Here is a 19,143-nt window from a genome sequence, read left to right on the forward strand (position 1 = left end):
AAAAGAGGCAAGCCGCTGCGGGCAAGGCCTTACATGGCCAGCGGCATAGGCATGGCTGTCTCGGCGTGGCGGGTGGCGCGGCAGGCCAGGCCGGCCGCTTCGCCCAGCACGATGACCGAGGGGCTGCCCAGGCCGCTGGCCTTGACCTCGCGCGCCAGGGTGGCAAGCGTGGCGATCAGGTGCTTTTGCGCAGCACAGGAAACGTGCTGGACCACGGCAACCGGCAGATCGGCGCGAAAGCCGGCTGTCAGCAACTGATGGGTCAAGGCCTGTATGTTGCTCATCCCCATATAGCAGACAATGGTCAGGCCGCTTTGGGCCAGCGCGCCCCAATTGGGCTGGCTGCCGTCCGCGGTATGGGCGGTGACCAGGGTGACGCCGCGCGCGCAGGCCCGATGGGTCAGCGGCAGCCCCAGGGCGGCGCCCGCGGCCAGTCCGGCGGTGATGCCGCTGAGCGCTTCGGCATCGATGCCGTGATGGTCCAGCCAGGCCATTTCCTCTCCGCCGCGCCCGAAAATGAAAGGGTCCCCGCCCTTGAGCCGGGCCACGGCATGGCCTTTGCGCGCATAGCGCGCCATCAGCCTCAGAATGAAGGGCTGGGGCGTAGAGCGGCATCCGCCGCGTTTGCCTACCTTGATCAGGCGGGTGGAGGGGGCGGCCAGCGCAAGGATGTCTTGCCCGACCAGGTCGTCCACCAGCCAGATGGAGCACGACTGCAGAACGCGGGCCGCTTTCAAGGTCAGCAGCTCGGCGTCGCCCGGCCCGGCGCCGATGAGCCAGACTTTGCCGCGGGGGCGGGTCGCGGGTGTTGGTGTGTTCATGCGTGTGGCTCCGTCGAAGGGGCGTGTTGTGCAATCATGCGCTTGATCTGCGGCAGGCAGGAGCCGCAGGTCATGCCGCACTTGAGCGAGGCCTTGAGCGCTTCCAGGTCTTGTCCGGCCTGGATGGCCGCTTGCAGATCGGTGTCGGAGACGCTGGCACAGGTGCACACGATGCGCGCGCGCGCAACGGCGGGTTGGCGTCCCATGAGCAGCTGGCTGACATGGGCGGGCGTGTCGCCGGTGTCGGCCCATTGCAGCAGGGCATCGGCCGCGCGGGTGTCGCCCGCCAGCAGATAGGCGGCCAGGCCGCCGTCGCGATGCAGGACGCGGCGCAGGATGCCGCGCGCGGGATCGTCATAGGCCAGGTTGGCCGCTTCCAGGCCCAGGTCGGCCGCCAGCATGGCCAGGGTCTGGGGCGTGGCGGCTTCGGGGCTGGCCAGGCGCAGCCGCACGCTCTGCCCGCCCAGCGCCGACGGCACCAGCACCGCATAGGGAAAGCGCTTGAGCCAGGGGCTGAGCTTCTGCCGCCATTGCGTGGGATCGCCCTGTGCCCATGCGCTGGCATGCCAGGCATACTGGAGCACTTCAATGCCCGCCGCGCTGTGCTTGAGTTCGGGCTGATGCGAGATCGGGTCGCGCGCGCTGTTGGCCAGCGCATTGACGCCATGGCCCGCCATGTACGCACTACCCCAGTGCATGTGCAGGAAGGCGTGTCCCGGCTTCAGGCTGTCGTCGCTTTTGGCCGGCAGGACCACATGGCCGCGGCGTGTCTTGATCTTGACCAGGGCATCGTCGGCGATGCGGTAGCGCTGCATGTCGCCGGGGTGCAGGTAGACAAAGGGTTCTTCGACGTGGCGGCTGAGCGCGGGCGCCAGGCCGCTGCGGCTCATGGTGTGCCATTGGTCGCGCATGCGTCCGGTCGTCAGGCGCAAGGGGTAGTGGGCGGAAATGTTCTCGGCCACCGGTGCGTAGCCCACATCGATGAATCGGGCCCGGCCGTTGTCCGTGGGGAACAGGCCGTCCCCATACAGGCGCCGGGGCGCCTGCGTGGGCTGCAGATAAGGCCATTGCTGCGGGCCGTGCGCGTCCAGCGCGGCGTAGTCCAGTGCGCTGTAGTCCAGGTCGCGGCCGGCGGTGTTGCGTGCATGCTCGGCAAAAATGGCGGCTTCGTCCTGATAATCGAACAGGTCGGCTTTGCCTGGCGCGATGTGCTGGGCCAGCTTGCGGGCAACGGTGCAGGCCATCTTCCAGTCGGGTTGCGCGTCGCCGGGCGGGGCGATGGCGGCGCGCACGCGGCTGATGCGCCGTTCCGAGTTGGTGACGGTGCCGTCTTTCTCGGGCCAGGTCGCGGCCGGCAGGACCAGATCGGCGTACGCCAGGGTTTCGGTATGGGCGAAGGCCTCCTGTACGATCACCAGCTCGGCTTTTTGCAGGGCAGCGCGCACCCGGGCCTGGTCGGGCAGGGACTGGGCCGGGTTGGTGGCTGCGATCCACAAGACTTTGATGTCGCCCTTCAGTACCGCGTCGAACATGTCGATGGCCGTATGGCCAGGCGTATCGGGCAGCGCGTCGACCTGCCACAGCCGGGCCACTTCGGCGCGGTGCGCGGCATTGTCCGGGCTGCGATGGCCGGGCAGCAGGGTGGCCATGCCGCCGGCTTCGCGCCCGCCCATGGCATTGGGCTGGCCCGTCAGCGAGAACGGGCCGGCGCCCGGCTTGCCGATGTGGCCGGTGGCCAGGTGCAGGTGAATCAGTGCGGCGTTCTTCGCGGTGCCGCTGCTGGATTGGTTCAGGCCCATGGTGTACAGCGAGAGCGCGGCATCGGCCTGGCCGAACCAGCGGGCGCACTGGATGATGTCGGCGGCCGGCACGCCGCAGACTTCCTGCGCGGCCTGTGGCGTGAACTCATGAATGCGCCGCTTCAAGGCGGCGAAGTCCTGGGTATGCCGCGCGATGTAGTCGCGGTCGATCAGGTCTTCCCACACCATGACGTTGAGCATGGCGTGAAACAGCGCCACGTCGCTGCCGGGCGCAATCGCCAGGTGCAGGTCGGCGATGTCGCAGGTGTCGCTGCGGCGCGGATCCACGACGATGACCTTCATGCCGGGCCGCCGCGCCTTGGCCTGCGCCAGGCGGCGGAACAGGACCGGATGCGCATACGCCATGTTGGCGCCGGCAATCATCACGGCGCCGGCATGGTCCAGATCGTCGTAGCAGGCGGGCGGCGCATCGGCGCCCAGCGTCAGCTTGTAGCCCGATACCGCGCTGGACATGCACAGGCGCGAGTTGGTGTCGATGTTGTTGGTGCCGACCAGCGCGCGCGCCAGTTTGTTGAACACGGCATAGTCTTCGGTGAGCAGTTGTCCCGACAGATAAAAGCCCACGGCGTCGGGGCCATGCATGATGATGGTTTCGGCCAGCTTGCCGGCGGCGATGTCGCAGGCGTCCGCCAGGGGGATGTCGTGGCGCGCCGTGTTTTTGTCGGGACGCCATTGTGCCCGCAGGATGCGGCTGTGGTCGTGGCGGACGGTGGCCGCCAGCTCGCGGCCCTTGCTGCACAGCTGGCCGTGGCTGGAGGGGTGCTGCGCGTCGCCGGACACACCCAGCACTTGCTGGCCCTGGCTGCGTATCCGCACGCCGCAGCCCGTGCCGCAGTAGCAGCAGATCGACGCGGTGTCGCGAACCGGGCCGCCGGCGTCCTGTGCGGGGGTTGTGCTCATGGGCTGGCCCTAATCCGGCAGGTCCAGGTACACCCGTCCGGCGTCGACGCGCGTGCCTATCTTGTGGGCGCAGCCCTGGTCGGGCGCCTGGGCCTGGCCGTCTTCCAGGTTGATATTCCAGCCATGCAGGGGGCAACTGACGGCGTGGCCATGCACCAGTCCCGCCGACAGCGGGCCGCCCTTGTGCGGGCAGCGATCGATCACGGCAAAGATGTGATCGTCCGAGGAGCGGAATACGGCGATGGGCTCGCGGCCCGCCTGATGCACGATGCGCGATCCCAGCCGGGGGATGTCGTCGACAAGGCAGACCGGGGTCCATTGTTGGGCGGAAAGGGAAGCATTCATGGGCGTTCAGGCGGTAAGGGTTTCGAATTCACGGCGGGCGGGCGTCGGCGCAATGCGCTCGGCCCAGGGGTCCTGCTCGAAGGAAATGGCGAACTTGAGCCGCGCATAGAGTTCGGCCCGGTTGGCGGCGTCGTCCACAACGCGCGCCTTGGCGTGTTCCAGCCCGACCCGCGCCAGATAGTGGCAGGTGCGCTCAAGATAAAAGGCTTCTTCGCGGTACAGCTGCAGAAAGGCGCCGGTGTATTCCAGCACTTCTTCATGCGTCTGGAGCTTGACAAAGAACTGGGCCACTTCGGTCTTGATGCCGCCGTTGCCGCCCACATACAGCTCCCAGCCGGAATCCACCGCGATGATGCCGATGTCCTTGATCCCGGATTCGGCGCAGTTGCGCGGGCAGCCCGATACCGCCAGCTTGACCTTGTGCGGGCTCCACATGCCGACCAGGTCTTTTTCCAGCGCGATGCCCATGCCGGTGGAGTCTTGCGTGCCGAAGCGGCAGAATTCCTTGCCCACGCAGGTCTTGACCGTGCGCAGGCTCTTGCCGTAGGCGTGGCCCGACGGCATATCCAGATCTTTCCAGACGGCCGGCAGGTCTTCCTTCCTGATGCCCAGCAGATCGATGCGCTGGCCGCCGGTGACCTTGACCATGGGCACCTGGTACTTGTCGGCCACATCGGCGATGCGGCGCAGTTCGGACGGGTTGGTCACGCCGCCCCACATGCGCGGCACCACAGAGTAGGTGCCATCCTTCTGGATGTTGGCATGCGCGCGTTCGTTGATCAGCCGCGACTGGGCGTCGTCTTTGGCTTCGCCCGGCCAAGTGGACATCAGGTAGTAGTTCAAGGCGGGACGGCAGGTGGCGCATCCATCGGTGCTGCGCCATTCCAGAAAGCGCAAGGTCTGGGGAATGCTGGTCAGGTGCTGTTCGCGTATGGCCTTGCGTATTTCGCCGTGGGTGTAGTCGGCGCAGGCGCAGATGGCTTTTTCGGATTTGGGCTTGATGTCGGCGGCGCCGCCGATGCAACTGATCAGCAGCTGTTCCACCAGCCCGGTGCACGATCCGCAGGAACTGGCGGCCTTGGTGTGTTTCTTCACCTCGTCGACCGTGAACAGCCCCTGCTCGCGTATGGCTTTGACGATGGTGCCTTTGCACACCCCGTTGCAGCCGCAGATTTCCGTGGTGTCGGGCATGCCCGCGACACTGTGTTCGCCGGCATGCCCTGTGTCGCCGATAGCGCCTTCGCCGAACATCAGGTGTTCGCGCAGTTCGCTGATGGATTTTCCTTCGCGTATCAGGCGGAAATACCAGGCGCCGTCCACGGTGTCGCCGTACAGGCAGGCGCCGATCAGCTTGTCCTCGCGGATGACCAGCTTCTTGTAGACGCCGCCTGTCGGGTCGGCCAGCGTAATGGCTTCGGTGTCGGGGCCGCCAACGAATTCGCCGGCGGAGAAGACGTCGATGCCGGTGACTTTCAGCTTGGTGGAGGTGGTGCTGCCGGCATAGCGGCCAATGCCATGAAAGGCCAGATGGTTGGCGGCGACCTTGGCCTGTTCGAACAGGGGCGCGACCAGGCCGTAGGCCATGCCGCGATGGCTGACGCACTCGCCCACGGCGTAGATGCTGGGGTCGTAGGTCTGTAGCGTGTCGTTCACGACGATGCCGCGATCGGTATAGATGCCGGCGGCCTCGGCCAGGTCGGTGTCGGGCCGTATGCCCACCGCCATGACCACCAGGTCGGTGGCCAGTTCGCTGCCGTCCTTGAACCGTATGCCGCGTACCGACCCCTGATCATTGCCCAGGATCGCTTCGGTCTGGTGCGACATCAGGAAACGCAGGCCGCGCGCTTCCAGGCTGGACTGCAGCAGCGCGGCGGCGGCGGTGTCGAGCTGGCGATCCAGCAGCGTTGCGCCCAGATGCACCACCGACACTTGCATGCCGCGCGAGGCCAGGCCGTTGGCGGCTTCCAGCCCCAGCAGGCCGCCGCCGATCACCACGGCCTGCTTGAGCCGCCCCGCCGCCTCTATCATCAGATTGACGTCGCGGATGTCGCGAAAAGTGATGACGCCGTCCAGTTGGGCGCCGGGCACCGGCAGGATGAACGGCTTGGAGCCGGTGGCCAGCAGCAGGCGGTCGTAGCGGGCCACGATGCCGTCGGCGGTCACGACTTCCTTGCGCGCCCGATTGATCTGGGTGACCGTGCTGTTCAGGTGCAGGGTGATGCCATTGGCCTTGTACCAGCTTTGGTCGTTCAGGATGATGTCCTGGATGGTTTGCTCGCCCGTCAGCACGGGCGACAGCAGAATGCGGTTGTAGTTGGGATACGGCTCGGCGCCGAACACCGTGATGTCGTACAGGCCGCTGTCCAGCTTCAGCAGTTCTTCCAGGGTACGGATGCCGGCCATGCCGTTGCCGACGACGACAAGTTTCATTTTCTTCATGATGCTTTCACAAGTTGGAGGGGCGTCTGTTCGGCGCCGGGTCCGCGATGGCTGCCGCTGGCCGGTTGCGAGGAATGGGCGTGGCGCTGATGCAGGAAGCCGAGCACGGCGCTGCGGCAGGCGGCATAGCGGGGGTCGTCCAGCAGCGCGACGCGGTTGCGCGGACGGGGCAGGCCGACCGCCAGGATCTGGCCGATGGTGGCGGCCGGGCCGTTGGTGAGCATGACAATGCGGTCGGACAGCAGGACGGCTTCGTCCACATCGTGCGTCACCATGATGGCCGTGGTCGACGTGGCGGCGACGATGCGCAGCAGCTCGTCCTGCAGATGGGCGCGGGTCAGCGAGTCCAGCGCGCCGAAGGGTTCGTCCAGCAACAGCACTTTCGGTTCGATCGCCAGCGCCCGGGCGATGCCGACGCGCTGCTTCATGCCGCCCGATATCTCCCTGGGCAGTTTGTGCATGGCATGGCGCAAGCCCACCAGGTTCAAGGCCGACGCCGTCCGCACATTCAGTTCCCCCCGCGTTTCGCGGGCGCCGAAGACGCGCTCCACCGCCAGATGAACGTTCTGGTAGCAGGTCAGCCAGGGCAGCAGGCTATGGTTCTGGAACACCACCGCGCGGTCGGGACCCGGGCCGGTGATTTCCTTCTCGGCGCACAGCAGCACGCCTTCCGTGGGGCGGTCCAGCCCGGCAATCAGATTGAGCAGGGTGGATTTGCCGCAGCCCGAATGCCCGATCAGCGAGATGAACTCGCCTTGCCGGATGTCCAGGTTGATGTCGCGCAGCGCGACGAAAGGGCCGTTGCGCGTGTCGAAGGTTTGTCCGACGTATTCAATGCGTACGAATTTTTCCATGATGTCAGGTCTCGCTATGGTCCAGGCGCCGGGCCGCGGCAAGCAGGCCCAGGTCCAGAATCAGCCCGATCACGCCGATGACCAGCACGGCAATCAGGATGTTCTGTACGTTCAGGTTGTTCCACTCGTCCCATAGCCAGAATCCCAGGCCGGTGCCGCCGGTCAGCATTTCGGCCGCGACGATGACCAGCCAGGCCGTGCCGATCGACAAGCGCACGCCGGTCATCATGTAGGGCAGCGCCGAGGGCAGCAGAATGCGCGTGAAGACGTTCCATTCGGACAGATTCAGGACCCGCGCCACGTTCAGGTAGTCTTGCGGCACGCGCCTGACCCCGTCGGCGGTGTTGATGATCATGGGCCAGATGGAACAGATGAAAATGGCCCAGATGGCGGCGGGGCCGGCGGCCTTGAACAGCAGCAGCCCCAGCGGCAGCCAGGCCAGCGGCGAAATGGGGCGCAGCAGGTTGATGACGGGCGAGCAGATGGCATTGATGACCGGCACGCGTCCGATCAGGAAGCCGGCGGGGATGCCGACGAGCGCCGCCAGTGCAAAGCCGATGGCCACGCGGCTGAGCGAGGCCAGAATGTTCCAGCCTATGCCCACGTCGTTGGGGCCATTGTCGTAGAACGGATGCTTGAACAGCTCGAAGGCGGCCAGCAGGGTGGATTCCGGCGCGGGAATGTCGGCGATCCGCATGGAAATGACTTTCCAGACGATCAGCAGCAGCGCGAAGCCGACAAGGGGGCCGGCGCACGCGCAGGCCAGCCGCCCGGCGCCGGCGCGCCAGCTTTTAGCGCTTTCCAGCCAGAAGGAAGAGCTTGCCAGATTCATATGCCTTCCTCTCATGCCGCTTTGATGCTGAAGCCGTCGGCATAGCCGGCCGGGTCGCTGCCGTCCCACCGTACACCGTCCAGCAGTGTGCTGGCGCGCGATTCGCCGGCGGGCAGGGACACGTTTGCCGCCGCGGCGGCCTGCTTGTAGACGTCGATCCGGTTGACCTGCCGGGCCACAGCCAGATAGTCGGGGTGGTTTTTAAGCAGGCCCCAGCGCTTGTGCTGAGTCAGGAACCACATGCCGTCGCTCAAGTAGGGGAAGTTCACCGCGCCGTCGCCGTGAAAGCGCATGGCGTGCGCATCCGTCCAGGACTTGCCCAGCCCGTTCTCGTACTGCCCGAGCATGCGGCCCATGATGGTGGCCACATCGGTGTTCACATACGATTTGGCCGCAATCGTTTCCGCCGTCTTGCGCACGTTGTCGGGCGAGCTGTCTATCCAGCGGCTGGCCTCGAGCACGGCGGCTGTGACCGCGCGTGCGGTATTCGGGTAGCGTTCGACGAAATCGCCGCGGGTACCCAGCACTTTCTCGGGGTGGTCCACCCAGATGTCTTGCGACGCGGCTGCGCTGAAGCCCAGCTTATCGATGATGGCGCGCGCGTTCCAGGGTTCGCCCACGCAGAAGCCGTCGACATTGCCGATGCGCATATTGGCCACCATTTGCGGGGGCGGGACGGTGACGTTGCGCATTTTGCCGGGGTCGATGCCGAAGCTGGCCAGCCAGTAATACAGCCACATGGCGTGCGTGCCGGTGGGAAAGGTGTGGGCGAAGGTGTACTGGCGCGAATCACTGGCGATTTTCTGCGCCAGCGATGCGCCATCGGTCACGCCGGCCTCGTGCAGTTGCCTGGACAAGGTGATGCCCTGGCCATTCTGGTTCAGGCCCATGAGCACGGCCATGTCTTGTTGCGCGCCCGCCAGGCCAAGCTGCATGCCGTAGATCAGACCGTACAGCACATGGGCACAGTCCAGATCGCCGTTGGCGAGTTTTTCCCGGACCCCGGCCCATGACGCTTCCTTGGCCGGGATGATCTTGATGCCATGCTTCTGGTCGAACCCCATGACCGACGCCATGACCACCGAGGCGCAGTCGGTCAAGGGAATAAAGCCTATTTTCACTTCGGATTTTTCGGGCGCGTCGGAACCGGCGGCCCAGGCGGCGGCGCGGACCATGGGATCGATCAGCGAGAGCGCGCCCAGCCCCGCGGCCGCCGTGGCGCCAAGCAGGGTGCGCCGTTGCCGGTCGACGCGGGCGGCTTGCGATGGGACGGCGCTTGTTGCGGTGAAGAAACGGGACGGCTTGTGGGCGGCTTTCATTGGGACTCCATGTAAACGTGGCACAGGAGTCAAAGCAAAACGCGTGCCAGTTTATGCGCCGTCCCGGCAGGCCGCGGGCGCGGCGCAGCGCACCGCGATTGTGCGCGGCATGTTGCGCCGCACCAGGACTGTGCCGCCGGCAGACCGGCCTTGGCCTATAATTTGCTGTGCATTTGTACAGCAGCTTGTCATGGACCCCGATCACGCTCCCACCCGCCGCATCGCTCATCTGGATATGGACGCCTTTTATGCGTCGGTCGAGCGCCTGCGCTATCCAGAGCTGAAAGGCTTGCCTGTGGTGATCGGCGGTGGCAGCGCCAGCCAGCCCAGCGTGCTGCCCGATGGCACACGCCTGTTTTCCCGCTTGCGGGGCTATGTGGGCCGGGGCGTGGTCACGACCTCGACCTACGAAGCGCGGGCGCTGGGCGTGTTCTCGGCCATGGGCATGATGAAGGCGGCCCAACTGGCGCCAGAGGCCATTCTGCTGCCGGTGGATTTCAAGGCTTATCGTGATTATTCACGCCGGTTCAAGGCGGCGGTGGCCAGCGTCGCCGACCATATCGAAGATCGGGGCATCGACGAAATCTATGTCGACCTGAGCAACCACCCGGATGACACCCTGGTGCTGGCCCGCCGCATCAAACAGGCGGTTTTCCAGGCCACCGGGCTGACCTGTTCCATTGGCATTTCACCCAACAAGCTGTTGTCCAAGATCGCTTCCGAGCTGGACAAACCCGACGGCATAACGGTGATTGGACCCGGCGACCTCGAGGCCAGGATCTGGCCTTTGCCGGTCGGCAAAGTCAACGGCATAGGCCCCAAGGCCAACGCCCGGCTTGCCGCGGCGGGCATCCAGACGATTGCCGAACTGGCCGCCGCGCCGCCCGAGGTCCTGCAAACCCTGTTTGGGCTGAGCTATGCGCGTTGGCTGCTGAATGTTGCGCGCGGCATTGACGATCGGCCGGTGGTCACGTATTCGGAACCCAAGTCCATCAGCCGCGAAACCACCTTTGACCGGGATCTGCACGTGCAGCGCGATCGCACTGTGCTGTCCGCCCAGTTTCTGCAGTTGTGCGAACAGCTCGAGGGCGATCTGCTGCGCAAGGGCTATGTGGGGCGTACCATAGGCATCAAGCTGCGTTTCGACAATTTCCGCACGGTCACGCGCGACCTGACCCTGCCCGCCCCCATCGGCAGGGCACAGGCCATACACCATGCGGCCGGACTGTGCCTGAAACGCATCACGATGGCGCACAGGATTCGTCTGCTGGGCGTGCGCGTCAGCGGTTTGGAGCCTGGAACGGATGCCGGGGACGACGTCGTCAGGGGGCCCAGCCAGTTGAGCCTTTATTAGCGCCGAGGGGACGGGCGTGCCGCTATCCGGGGGTGCGATTTCTAATAACGAAAAACCAATCTATCATTTATTTATATGTCTTTTGGTAATATATAAGTAATTATCCTATCGTTATAAACGGCCGGAAAGCTTGTTAGCATATGCTTCTGGCGGATGCATCCACAGACGGCTTCGCACGGTGGCCATCGTCCGCTTTTACTGAACTCTGGCAGGAATCAACCATGAAATTTTCTCGTTTTGTACGCGGCTTGCTCGCAGCCGGCGTGACGGCCGTGTCGGCGTTTGCCGCCGCCGGCGCCCAGGCGGCCGACCTGATCGATACGGTCAAGGAACGCGGCACGCTGATCGTTGGGGTAGAAGGCACGTACCCGCCCTTCAATTATGTCGACACCAAGACCGGCGAGCTCGACGGCTTTGATATCGAGGTCTCGCAACTGATTGCCGACAAGCTCGGCGTCAAGGTGCAGTTCGTCAAGACGGAATGGAGCGCGATCCTGGCCGGCCTCAGTTCGGGCAAGTTCGACGTCATCGTCAACCAGGTGGGCATTACCCCGGAAAGGCAAAAAACCTTTGATTTTTCCGTGCCCTATGTGGCGTCCAGCCCGCAACTGATCCTGCGCAAGAATGACGACGCCGGCTACACCAGCTTTGCCGACCTGAAAGGCAAGAAGCTGGGCGTATCGCAAGGCAGCAACTACGAAGCCCTGGCCAAGGCGCAGGAAGGCGTCGATGTCAAAAGCTACCCCGGCGCGCCTGAGTACCTGTCAGACCTGGTCAGCCGGCGTGTCGATGCTGCGCTGAACGATCAACTGATGACCGCTTATCTGGTCAAGACATCCAATATTCCCATCAAGGGCGGGGCCATCGTGGGCGAGCCCAAGTTCAACGGCATCCCTTTCCGTAAAGGCAACCCGGGCTTCGAGGCCGCGGTGAACAAAGCGCTGGAAGACTCGTTTGCCGATGGCGAGTTTGCCAAGATCTCGAACAAGTGGTTTGGCATCGACGTCAGCAAGGTTCGCAAGCCCGAGTAATTCCCGTGACTGACCAAGCATGAATTTCTTCGACCTGATGGTCCTGGCCGGTCCCATTCTTTTGAAAGGGACCGGCTATACATTGATCTTTGCCTTTTCGGCCATGTTCGGCGGATTGCTGGTGGGTTTTGTGCTGGCTGTGGCGCGCATTATTCCCAGCCGCTGGAGCCAGGTGCCGGCCACGGTGTATGTCAGCATGATGCGCGGCACGCCGCTGCTGGTGCAGGTGTTCATTATTTACTACGGCCTGCCCAGCGTGGGCATTTCGTTCGAGCCGCTGACCGCTGGCGTGTTGGCGCTGAGCCTGAATGCGGGGGCTTATATTTCGGAAAGCCTGCGCGGCGCGATCGTGGGGATTTCCCGCGGCCAATGGTCGGCGGGCTACAGCCTGGGGCTGAACTACTGGCAGAACCTGCATTATGTCGTCATGCCGCAAGCCTTGCGGCTGGCGGTGCCCTCGATGAGCAATACCTTGATCAGCCTGATCAAGGATACCTCGCTGGTGTCGGTGATTACGGTCACGGAGTTATTGCTGGCCACCAAGGATGTCATTGCCACCACCTTCCAGCCTTTGCCCCTGTACCTGGCCGCCGCCGGCATTTACTGGATGCTGAGCCTGTGCCTGGAGCGTGTGCAGGGTCGTCTGGAAAAACACTACGGCCGCAGTACCCGCAACGCCTAGGACCTGCCCGCCGGCCCGGCCGCCGGGGTCACAAGTCGAACTCGGCCTCGGCCTGATCGCCAGCCTGCAGGCTGGCGCCCACGCCCGCGCCGGCGGCCACGGCATTCACCCCAAACAGGACCCCTTCAGGGAACTGCCTGTACTCGGCCAGCGTCAGGCCGGGCTCGCTGGCCGACAGGGCGGTCGCCTGATCGATATTGGGGATGGGGCAGCGGGCACAGCGCTTGACGATGGCCAGGGTCAGCTGGCCCACTTTGATGCAGGCCAGATAGTCTTCTTCGTAGGGTTCCAGCCCCTGCAGCACAATATTGGGCCGAAAGCGGTTCATGGGGACGGGCGGCTGCCCCTTGGCCCGCAGCCGCTGGTTCAGGTCGTCCAGCGAACCCTGGTTGGCGATCAGGAAGGGAAAGCCGTCCGCAAAACCGAAGCGGTGCCGGACGGGGAAGTCGGGCGCCAGGTCGTAATGCTTCAGGCGCCAGTCCTGTACGCGCTCTGGGCTGGCCAGGCGCTCGGCTTCAGGGTGTACGCGCAGCAGCCGGCATGGCAGCGCCAGGAAATCGCTCAGCCAGGCGGCCACGGCGCTGCCCTCGTCAAAACCCAGGGTATCGGCCGCCCAGATGCGTACCAGGACCTGGGCGGGCTCGGCGGTGTCGGTCAGCCAGGGCACCATAATGTCGGGCATGCCGGGCGCGGACAGCGTCAGGTCGCCGTCCTGGACCGCGGGCTGGATCAATGCCATTTTTGGGTATTGGCGCTGCGTCATGAAGACGCCGTTCCCGTCGACAATGACCCATTGCCTGTCGAACAGCAGGCCGCTCTGGCTGATGCGGGCGCGCGTGTGTGAAATGCCGGCGCAGGACTTGACCGGATAGCTGTGCAGGCTGAGAAGGGAAATAGTCATGGCCGTGGCGCTGTGTAGTCATGGACGGGGGTGTTGCGGCCGCGTGCCGGCCAGGTCAACTAGCGCATAATACCGCTTTCCTGAATGTATCCGTGAAGGAATCTGGATGCCATTGAAAGACTGGCTGGCGGCACTGGTCGTGATCTGTGCCTGGGGCGTGAACTTTGTGATGATCAAGATCGGGCTGAGCGAAGTGCCTCCTTTGCTGCTGGGCGCCTTGCGGTTCACGTTTGTGGTGTTTCCCGCCATCTTGTTCGTCAAGCGGCCCCAATTGCCCTGGCGCATTATCATTTTGTATGGCCTGACCATCAGCCTGGGCCAGTTCGTCTTCCTGTTTACCGCCATGTACGTGGGCATGCCGGCGGGCCTGGCTTCGCTGGTGCTGCAGTCGCAGGCGTTCTTTACCGTACTGATTGCGGCGCTGCTGCTGGGCGAAGGCGTGCGCAGGCACAACATCCTGGGCATGGGGGCGGCCGTATTGGGCTTGTTCCTGATCCAGTTGGGGGCGGCGCCGGGCTCCATGACTTTATTGGGCTTTCTGCTGACATTGCTGGCGGCGCTATGCTGGGCCACCGGCAATATCGTGGTCAAGCACGCCGGCAAGGTGGACATGCTGGGCCTGGTGGTGTGGGGCGCGCTAATCCCGCCCCTGCCTTTCCTGGCCTTGTCGTGGACGCTGGAGGGGCCGCAAGCCATACAGGCCAGCCTGTCGGGCATCACGCATGTGGGCATACTGGCCGTGGCCTATCTTGCCCTGATCGCCACCGTCATCGGCTATGTCCTGTGGGGCCGCCTGCTGTCGCGGCATCCGGCCAGCAAAGTGGCGCCGCTCAGCCTGGCCGTGCCGGTGCTTGGCCTGGTGTCGGCGGCCTGGCTGCTGGGCGAGCAGATGGCGCTGATCCAGTGGGCGGGGGGGCTGGTCGTCATGCTGGGTCTGGCGGTCAATACATTCGGGCCGATGCTGGCGGCGTTGCTGCGCCGCGCACGGCGGGCGTGAAAGCGGCCGCAGGCCTTGCCGCGCGCCGTACTGCGGTAAAATCCGAGCCGCAGGGTTTGCTGCAATCCTTTTTTCTTGAATACAGGAAGCCACAATGAAATTTGATCAGTCGGGCGTCAAGGCGCTCATGGACATCACCCCGCGTCCCGAACTCGTTTTTGTGCGAGGGCAAGGCGCCTGGCTGGAAGATCATCTTGGCAAGCGATACCTGGATTTTGTTCAAGGATGGGCGGTCAATTGCCTGGGCCACTGTCCGCCCGAACTGACGCAAGCCCTGAACGCGCAGTCCGAGCTGCTGGTCAACCCTTCGCCGGCGTTCTACAACACGCCATCGATGGAGCTCGCCAAGCGCCTGACGGGCGCTTCGTGCTTTGACCGTATTTTCTTTGCCAACAGCGGGGCCGAGGCCAACGAAGGCGCCATCAAGCTGGCGCGCAAATGGGGCCGGGTCAAGCGCAATGGCGCCTACAAGATCATCACTTTCGATCACAGCTTCCACGGCCGTACGCTGGCCACCATGTCGGCATCGGGCAAGCCGGGCTGGGATACGATGTTCGCGCCTCAGGTCGATGGCTTTCCCAAGGCCGGCCTGAACGATCTGGACTCGGTGCGCGCGCTGGTCGACGACAAGACCGTGGCCATCATGCTCGAGCCGGTGCAAGGCGAGGGCGGCGTGATTCCCGCCACCCGCGAGTTCATGCAGGGCCTGCGCAAGCTGGCCGATGAGCACGGCCTGTTGCTGATCGTCGACGAGGTGCAGACCGGCATGGGCCGCACCGGCACGCTGTTCGCCTACGAGCAGACAGGCGTTACGCCCGACATCATGACCCTGGGCAAGGGCATAGGCGCGGGCGTGCCCTTGGCCGCCCTGTGCGCGCGCGAAGAGGTGTGCGTGTTTGCGTATGGCGACCAGGGCGGCACCTATAACGGCAACCCGCTCATGACGGCGGTTGGCGTGGCGGTGTTCGATACCCTGACCGCGCCCGGCTTTCTTGAGGCGGTCAACGCGCGGGCGCAGCAGTTGTCCGAAGGGCTGCTGGCGCTGTCGGCCAAATGGGGCATGAAGGGCGAGCGCGGCACCGGCCTGTTGCGCGCCTTGATACTGGATCGCGATGACGCCGTTGCCATGGTCGATACCGCACGCGACTGGACGCCCAAAGGCCTGTTGCTGAATGCGCCGCGGCCTTCGCTGTTGCGCTTCATGCCGGCCCTGAATGTGACGGCCGAGGAAATCGACCTGATGCTGGCCATGCTGGACGACGTCGTGGCCAAGGTTCGCGCGTAGTCCTTCCGTCGGGGCGGCAATAAAAAGGGCAACCCCAGCGGGTTGCCTTTTTTGCTGTTAACGGCTTCAGCTTCCGTTCTTGAGCTGATTGAACACCTGGTCAAGCCGGCTGTCGGCATCGGCCAGCTTCTTGCGCGTCGCCTGCATCCAGTCCTGATCGGCCTTGAGCGTGGCCTGGGCCTGGGCCAGCATGCGCTCGACTTCGGCCGGCTGCGGGCCGCCTGTGCCCAGACGGGTTTTCACCATGAATGCCGGCGACAGCACTTGCCGGAACTCGGCTTCCTGGATAGGCAGGATGGTATCGGGCAGCTTGTACTTGGCGATGACCTTGGCATAAAGCTCGACGGCCGTGGGGTAGGGGAAGTCCTTGGGCTTGAATCCGTGGCTGCGCGCTTCGGTCACAATGGCCGAGGCAAAGCTATGGCCCACGCGGAAGGGGATCTTGTGCTCCTTCTGCAGCGTTTCGGCCAGCTCCATGGACGTGGTCCAGTCGTCCTCAAGCTCTTCCAGCGAACGCTCGGGATTGATCTTCAAGGCATCCATGACTTTGTTCATGCCTTCTATCATCTTGATGGCTTGCGGAAAGAAGCCGATCTCGGCCCAGGAGGACTTATAGTCCGTCATGCCGGTCGTGACGTTGTGCGCCCGGAAGACAACGGTTTGCCCCAGCCCCACTACATCGGAGGCGGCTTCGCGGGCCCGCATGATGATGCCTGGATTGCGTTTTTGCGGCATGGCGCTGCTGGTGTAGGTAGAGCTTTCGTCCAACAAGAGCCAGGGCCGGGTCTGGTGGTATTGCGTATGGATGTCGCCCAATACCGCGCCCAGGCGGATGGCGGCCGACGACGCGATGCCGACAGCTTCCAGCGAAATATCAGAGGGGCTGACCTGGCTGGAGTCCAGGGAGTTCTCGATCACGCCGTCGAAGCCCAGCAAATCAGCCAGCCTTTCCCGGTTCAGGGGCCAGCTTGAATTGGCCAGGACGGCGGTGCCCATGGCACTGCGGTTCAGCCGCTTGTAGAGTTCATGGATGCGCTGGGCATCGCGTTCGAACGAGGCCTCGTAGGCCAGCAGGTAATGCGCATAGCTGATGGGCATGGCCTGCACGCCGTTGGTATAGGCGGGCACGATGGTGTCGACGTTCTGGGCCGCGGTGGCCACGATGCGTTCGCGCAGCGTGTTCAGCGCATCGGAATAATCCAGCAGCTGGGTGCGCAGCTTGGCCATGCGGTAGGTGGCGTACATGTCTTGCCGGCTGCGGCCGGTATGCACCAGCGAGGCATCCGGCCCGATGGCATCGCTGATGATGCGCTCGATCTGAAGTACGTCCTTGGGACGCTTGCCATCGGGCTGGCCGGCCTGCTCGATGGCGTGCGCCACGCCGCCGGCGATTTTCTTGCCCATGTCCGGCGTGATGATCTGCTCTTCGGTCAGCATGACCACGGACGCCTTGTTGATCTTGTTGAGCCAATAGAACTGGTCTTCGGCCTGATCGGTTTCGCTGGTGCCGATGTCGCCCGCGGAAGGCGTGCCTGTCGAGGTGCCCGCCTTGGCGGCCTGCTGGTTGCATTCCGCGGTCGTGCGGCAAGGCAGTTGCCCGGTGTCGGCGGCAAAAGCCGCCACAGGCGGAAGCGATAGCGCAGAAATAATAAGGGCTAGTTTAAGGTTCACGCCATGTCTCCGTATGCATTGTCGATTGTTATGGTGCTTCAACATAGCATGGCTGCCGGGCGTGAACTGTAAAAAAAGCTTGCAGGCCGGTGGGCCCGCCTCTTCCCTTGCGGGGCGCGATGCAAGCGCCTGGACGGCGGCCCTAGAAGATATCGGGCTCGCCTGCCGCCTTGCCGAAGTCGGTTTGCAGGAAGTCGAAATCGCAGCCGGCATCGGCCTGCTGAATGTGTCGGGTAAACATCCAGCCGTAGCCGCGTTCGTAGCGGGGTTCGGGCGCGGTGCGCGCCGCCTGGCGCCGGGCCAGTTCCTGGGGGCTCACATGCAGATGCAGGCTGCGTGCGGCCACGTCCACGGAAATTTCATCGCCGGTTTCGACCAGGCCCAGCGGGCCGCCCACATAGGCTTCAGGCGCTACGTGCAGGATGCAGGCGCCGTAACTGGTGCCGCTCATGCGCGCGTCCGAAATCCGCAGCATGTCGCGCACGCCTTGCTCGACCAGCTTTTGAGGAATGGGGATCATGCCCCATTCGGGCATGCCCGGCCCGCCTTGCGGACCGACATTGCGCAGGATCAGCACGTGATCGGCGCTGACATCCAGGTCGGGCCGGTTGAGCTGCGCCTTCATGTCGGGATAGCTGTCGAAGACCAGGGCCTTGCCGGTGTGCTTGCGCAGGCGCGGCTCGGCGGCGGCCGGCTTGATGACGCAGCCGTCGGGCGCCAGGTTGCCTTTGAGCACCGCCAGCGAACCTTCGTCGTAAATGGGATTGTCCAGGCTGCGGATCACATCGTCGTTATAGACTTGCGCGCCTTCCAGGGTCTCGCCCAGCGTCTTGCCCGTGACCGTCAGCACAGTCAGGTCAAGCAGGCTTTTCAGCTGGGCCATCAATGCCCGCAGCCCGCCCGCATAGTAGAAGTCTTCCATCAGGTAGCGTTCGCCGCTGGGGCGCACATTGGCGATGACCGGGACTTTGCGGCTGGCCCGTTCGAAGTCGTCCAGGCTGATGTCGCAGCCCGCGCGCCGGGCCTGCGCGATGACGTGGATAATGGCGTTGGTCGAGCAGCCCATGGCCATGGCCACCGTGATGGCGTTCAGGAACGAGGCGGTGGTTTGTATCTTGGACGGAGTCAGGTCTTCCCAGACCATGTACACGATGCGGCGGCCGGCTTCCGCGCACATGCGTACATGATTGGCGTCGGCCGCGGGGATGGATGACGCCCCCGGCAAGGTCATGCCCAGCGCCTCGGCAATGGCCGTCATGGTGCTGGCCGTGCCCATGGTCATGCAGTGGCCGTGCGATCGTGCAATGCCGCCTTCTATGCCCAGCCATTGCACCGGCGTGATGTTGCCGGCGCGGCGCTCGTCCCAGTATTTCCAGGCATCCGACCCCGAACCCAGGGTCTGGCCTTCCCAGTTGCCGCGCAGCATGGGGCCGGCCGGTACGTAGATCGCCGGCACGCCCGCGCTGCTCGCCCCCATCAGCAAGGCGGGCGTGGTCTTGTCGCACCCGCCCATCAAGACGACGCCGTCCACCGGATGGCAGCGTATCAGCTCTTCGGTTTCCAGCGCCAGCAGGTTCCGGTAGAGCATGGTCGACGGCTTGACGTATTGCTCGGCCAGCGACTGGGCCGGCAGCTCTAGCGGGAAACCGCCGGCTTGCAGCACGCCGCGCTTGATGTCCTCGACCCTTTGCTTGAAATGCGCATGACAGGGATTGATGTCTGACCAGGTGTTGATGATGGCGATGACGGGTTTGCCCGCCCAGTCTTCGGGCCCATAGCCCATCTGCATGATGCGCGATCGATGGCCGAAGCCGCGCAAGTCATCGGGCGCAAACCAGCGCGCGCTGCGTAATGATTCCGGCGTTTTCATATCCTTCCTTTGTATCGTGTCT

The 19,143-nt window shown here is 64.4% G+C and carries 15 protein-coding genes; 5 read left to right on the plus strand and 10 right to left on the minus strand.

Annotated features, from left to right (window positions below):
- Positions 1 to 29 precede the first annotated feature (29 nt).
- Genes cobA through RE432_RS05055 form a run of 7 tightly spaced genes read right to left on the minus strand, consistent with a single transcriptional unit; the run spans position 30 to position 9,330 of the window.
- Positions 30 to 821 carry a uroporphyrinogen-III C-methyltransferase gene (gene cobA / locus RE432_RS05025; protein ID WP_310932126.1) on the minus strand — a complete coding sequence of 264 codons (792 nt, stop codon included), beginning with the start codon at positions 819 to 821 and terminating at the stop codon, positions 30 to 32.
- Positions 818 to 3,541 carry a molybdopterin-dependent oxidoreductase gene (locus RE432_RS05030; protein ID WP_310932127.1) on the minus strand — a complete coding sequence of 908 codons (2,724 nt, stop codon included), beginning with the start codon at positions 3,539 to 3,541 and terminating at the stop codon, positions 818 to 820. Before RE432_RS05030 ends, cobA begins: the two co-directional genes overlap by 4 nt.
- Positions 3,542 to 3,550: 9 nt before the next feature.
- Positions 3,551 to 3,886: a nitrite reductase small subunit NirD gene (gene nirD, locus RE432_RS05035; RefSeq protein ID WP_310932128.1), complete on the minus strand. Its 336-nt coding sequence runs from the start codon at positions 3,884 to 3,886 to the stop codon at positions 3,551 to 3,553.
- A gap of 6 nt (positions 3,887 to 3,892) precedes the next feature.
- Complete coding sequence (gene nirB, locus RE432_RS05040; protein WP_310932129.1) at positions 3,893 to 6,325, minus strand: nitrite reductase large subunit NirB; 2,433 nt, start codon at positions 6,323 to 6,325, stop codon at positions 3,893 to 3,895.
- Positions 6,322 to 7,179, minus strand: coding sequence for an ABC transporter ATP-binding protein (locus RE432_RS05045; RefSeq protein ID WP_409079813.1), 858 nt, complete (start codon positions 7,177 to 7,179; stop codon positions 6,322 to 6,324). Before RE432_RS05045 ends, nirB begins: the two co-directional genes overlap by 4 nt.
- Before the next feature lie 4 nt (positions 7,180 to 7,183).
- On the minus strand, positions 7,184 to 8,011 hold the full coding sequence (gene ntrB / locus RE432_RS05050) for a nitrate ABC transporter permease (protein ID WP_310932130.1): 828 nt from the start codon (positions 8,009 to 8,011) through the stop codon (positions 7,184 to 7,186).
- 11 nt (positions 8,012 to 8,022) lie between these two features.
- On the minus strand, positions 8,023 to 9,330 hold the full coding sequence (locus RE432_RS05055) for a CmpA/NrtA family ABC transporter substrate-binding protein (RefSeq protein ID WP_310932131.1): 1,308 nt from the start codon (positions 9,328 to 9,330) through the stop codon (positions 8,023 to 8,025).
- A 190-nt stretch (positions 9,331 to 9,520) separates the two neighbouring features.
- On the opposite strand from RE432_RS05055, the gene dinB reads away from it, so the two are divergent.
- The 3 genes from dinB to RE432_RS05070 all read left to right on the plus strand — a co-directional run bounded on the left by dinB (position 9,521) and on the right by RE432_RS05070 (position 12,397).
- Positions 9,521 to 10,684, plus strand: a complete 1,164-nt coding sequence (gene dinB / locus RE432_RS05060) for a DNA polymerase IV (RefSeq protein ID WP_310932132.1) — start codon at positions 9,521 to 9,523, stop codon at positions 10,682 to 10,684.
- Between the two features lie 221 nt (positions 10,685 to 10,905).
- Positions 10,906 to 11,715 (plus strand): cystine ABC transporter substrate-binding protein, encoded by an 810-nt coding sequence (locus RE432_RS05065; protein ID WP_310932133.1) that lies wholly within the window; start codon positions 10,906 to 10,908, stop codon positions 11,713 to 11,715.
- A 19-nt stretch (positions 11,716 to 11,734) separates the two neighbouring features.
- Positions 11,735 to 12,397 carry an amino acid ABC transporter permease gene (locus tag RE432_RS05070; RefSeq protein WP_310932135.1) on the plus strand — a complete coding sequence of 221 codons (663 nt, stop codon included), beginning with the start codon at positions 11,735 to 11,737 and terminating at the stop codon, positions 12,395 to 12,397.
- Between the two features lie 28 nt (positions 12,398 to 12,425).
- On the opposite strand, the gene RE432_RS05075 is transcribed toward RE432_RS05070, so the two are convergent.
- Positions 12,426 to 13,298, minus strand: a complete 873-nt coding sequence (locus RE432_RS05075) for an MOSC N-terminal beta barrel domain-containing protein (RefSeq protein WP_310932137.1) — start codon at positions 13,296 to 13,298, stop codon at positions 12,426 to 12,428.
- A 106-nt stretch (positions 13,299 to 13,404) separates the two neighbouring features.
- On the opposite strand from RE432_RS05075, the gene RE432_RS05080 reads away from it, so the two are divergent.
- Positions 13,405 to 14,295, plus strand: coding sequence for an EamA family transporter (locus tag RE432_RS05080; protein ID WP_310932138.1), 891 nt, complete (start codon positions 13,405 to 13,407; stop codon positions 14,293 to 14,295).
- Between the two features lie 94 nt (positions 14,296 to 14,389).
- Positions 14,390 to 15,580, plus strand: coding sequence for an acetylornithine transaminase (locus tag RE432_RS05085; protein WP_310932139.1), 1,191 nt, complete (start codon positions 14,390 to 14,392; stop codon positions 15,578 to 15,580).
- Between the two features lie 66 nt (positions 15,581 to 15,646).
- On the opposite strand, the gene RE432_RS05090 is transcribed toward RE432_RS05085, so the two are convergent.
- Both RE432_RS05090 and araD read right to left on the minus strand, forming a co-directional pair.
- On the minus strand, positions 15,647 to 17,251 hold the full coding sequence (locus RE432_RS05090; protein ID WP_310932140.1) for an argininosuccinate lyase: 1,605 nt from the start codon (positions 17,249 to 17,251) through the stop codon (positions 15,647 to 15,649).
- A 142-nt stretch (positions 17,252 to 17,393) separates the two neighbouring features.
- Positions 17,394 to 19,121, minus strand: a complete 1,728-nt coding sequence (araD, locus tag RE432_RS05095) for an L-arabinonate dehydratase (RefSeq protein ID WP_310932142.1) — start codon at positions 19,119 to 19,121, stop codon at positions 17,394 to 17,396.
- Positions 19,122 to 19,143: the final 22 nt, after the last annotated feature.

The sequence above is a fragment of the Pusillimonas sp. SM2304 genome (assembly GCF_031628915.1).
Classification (GTDB): domain Bacteria; phylum Pseudomonadota; class Gammaproteobacteria; order Burkholderiales; family Burkholderiaceae_B; genus Pusillimonas_C.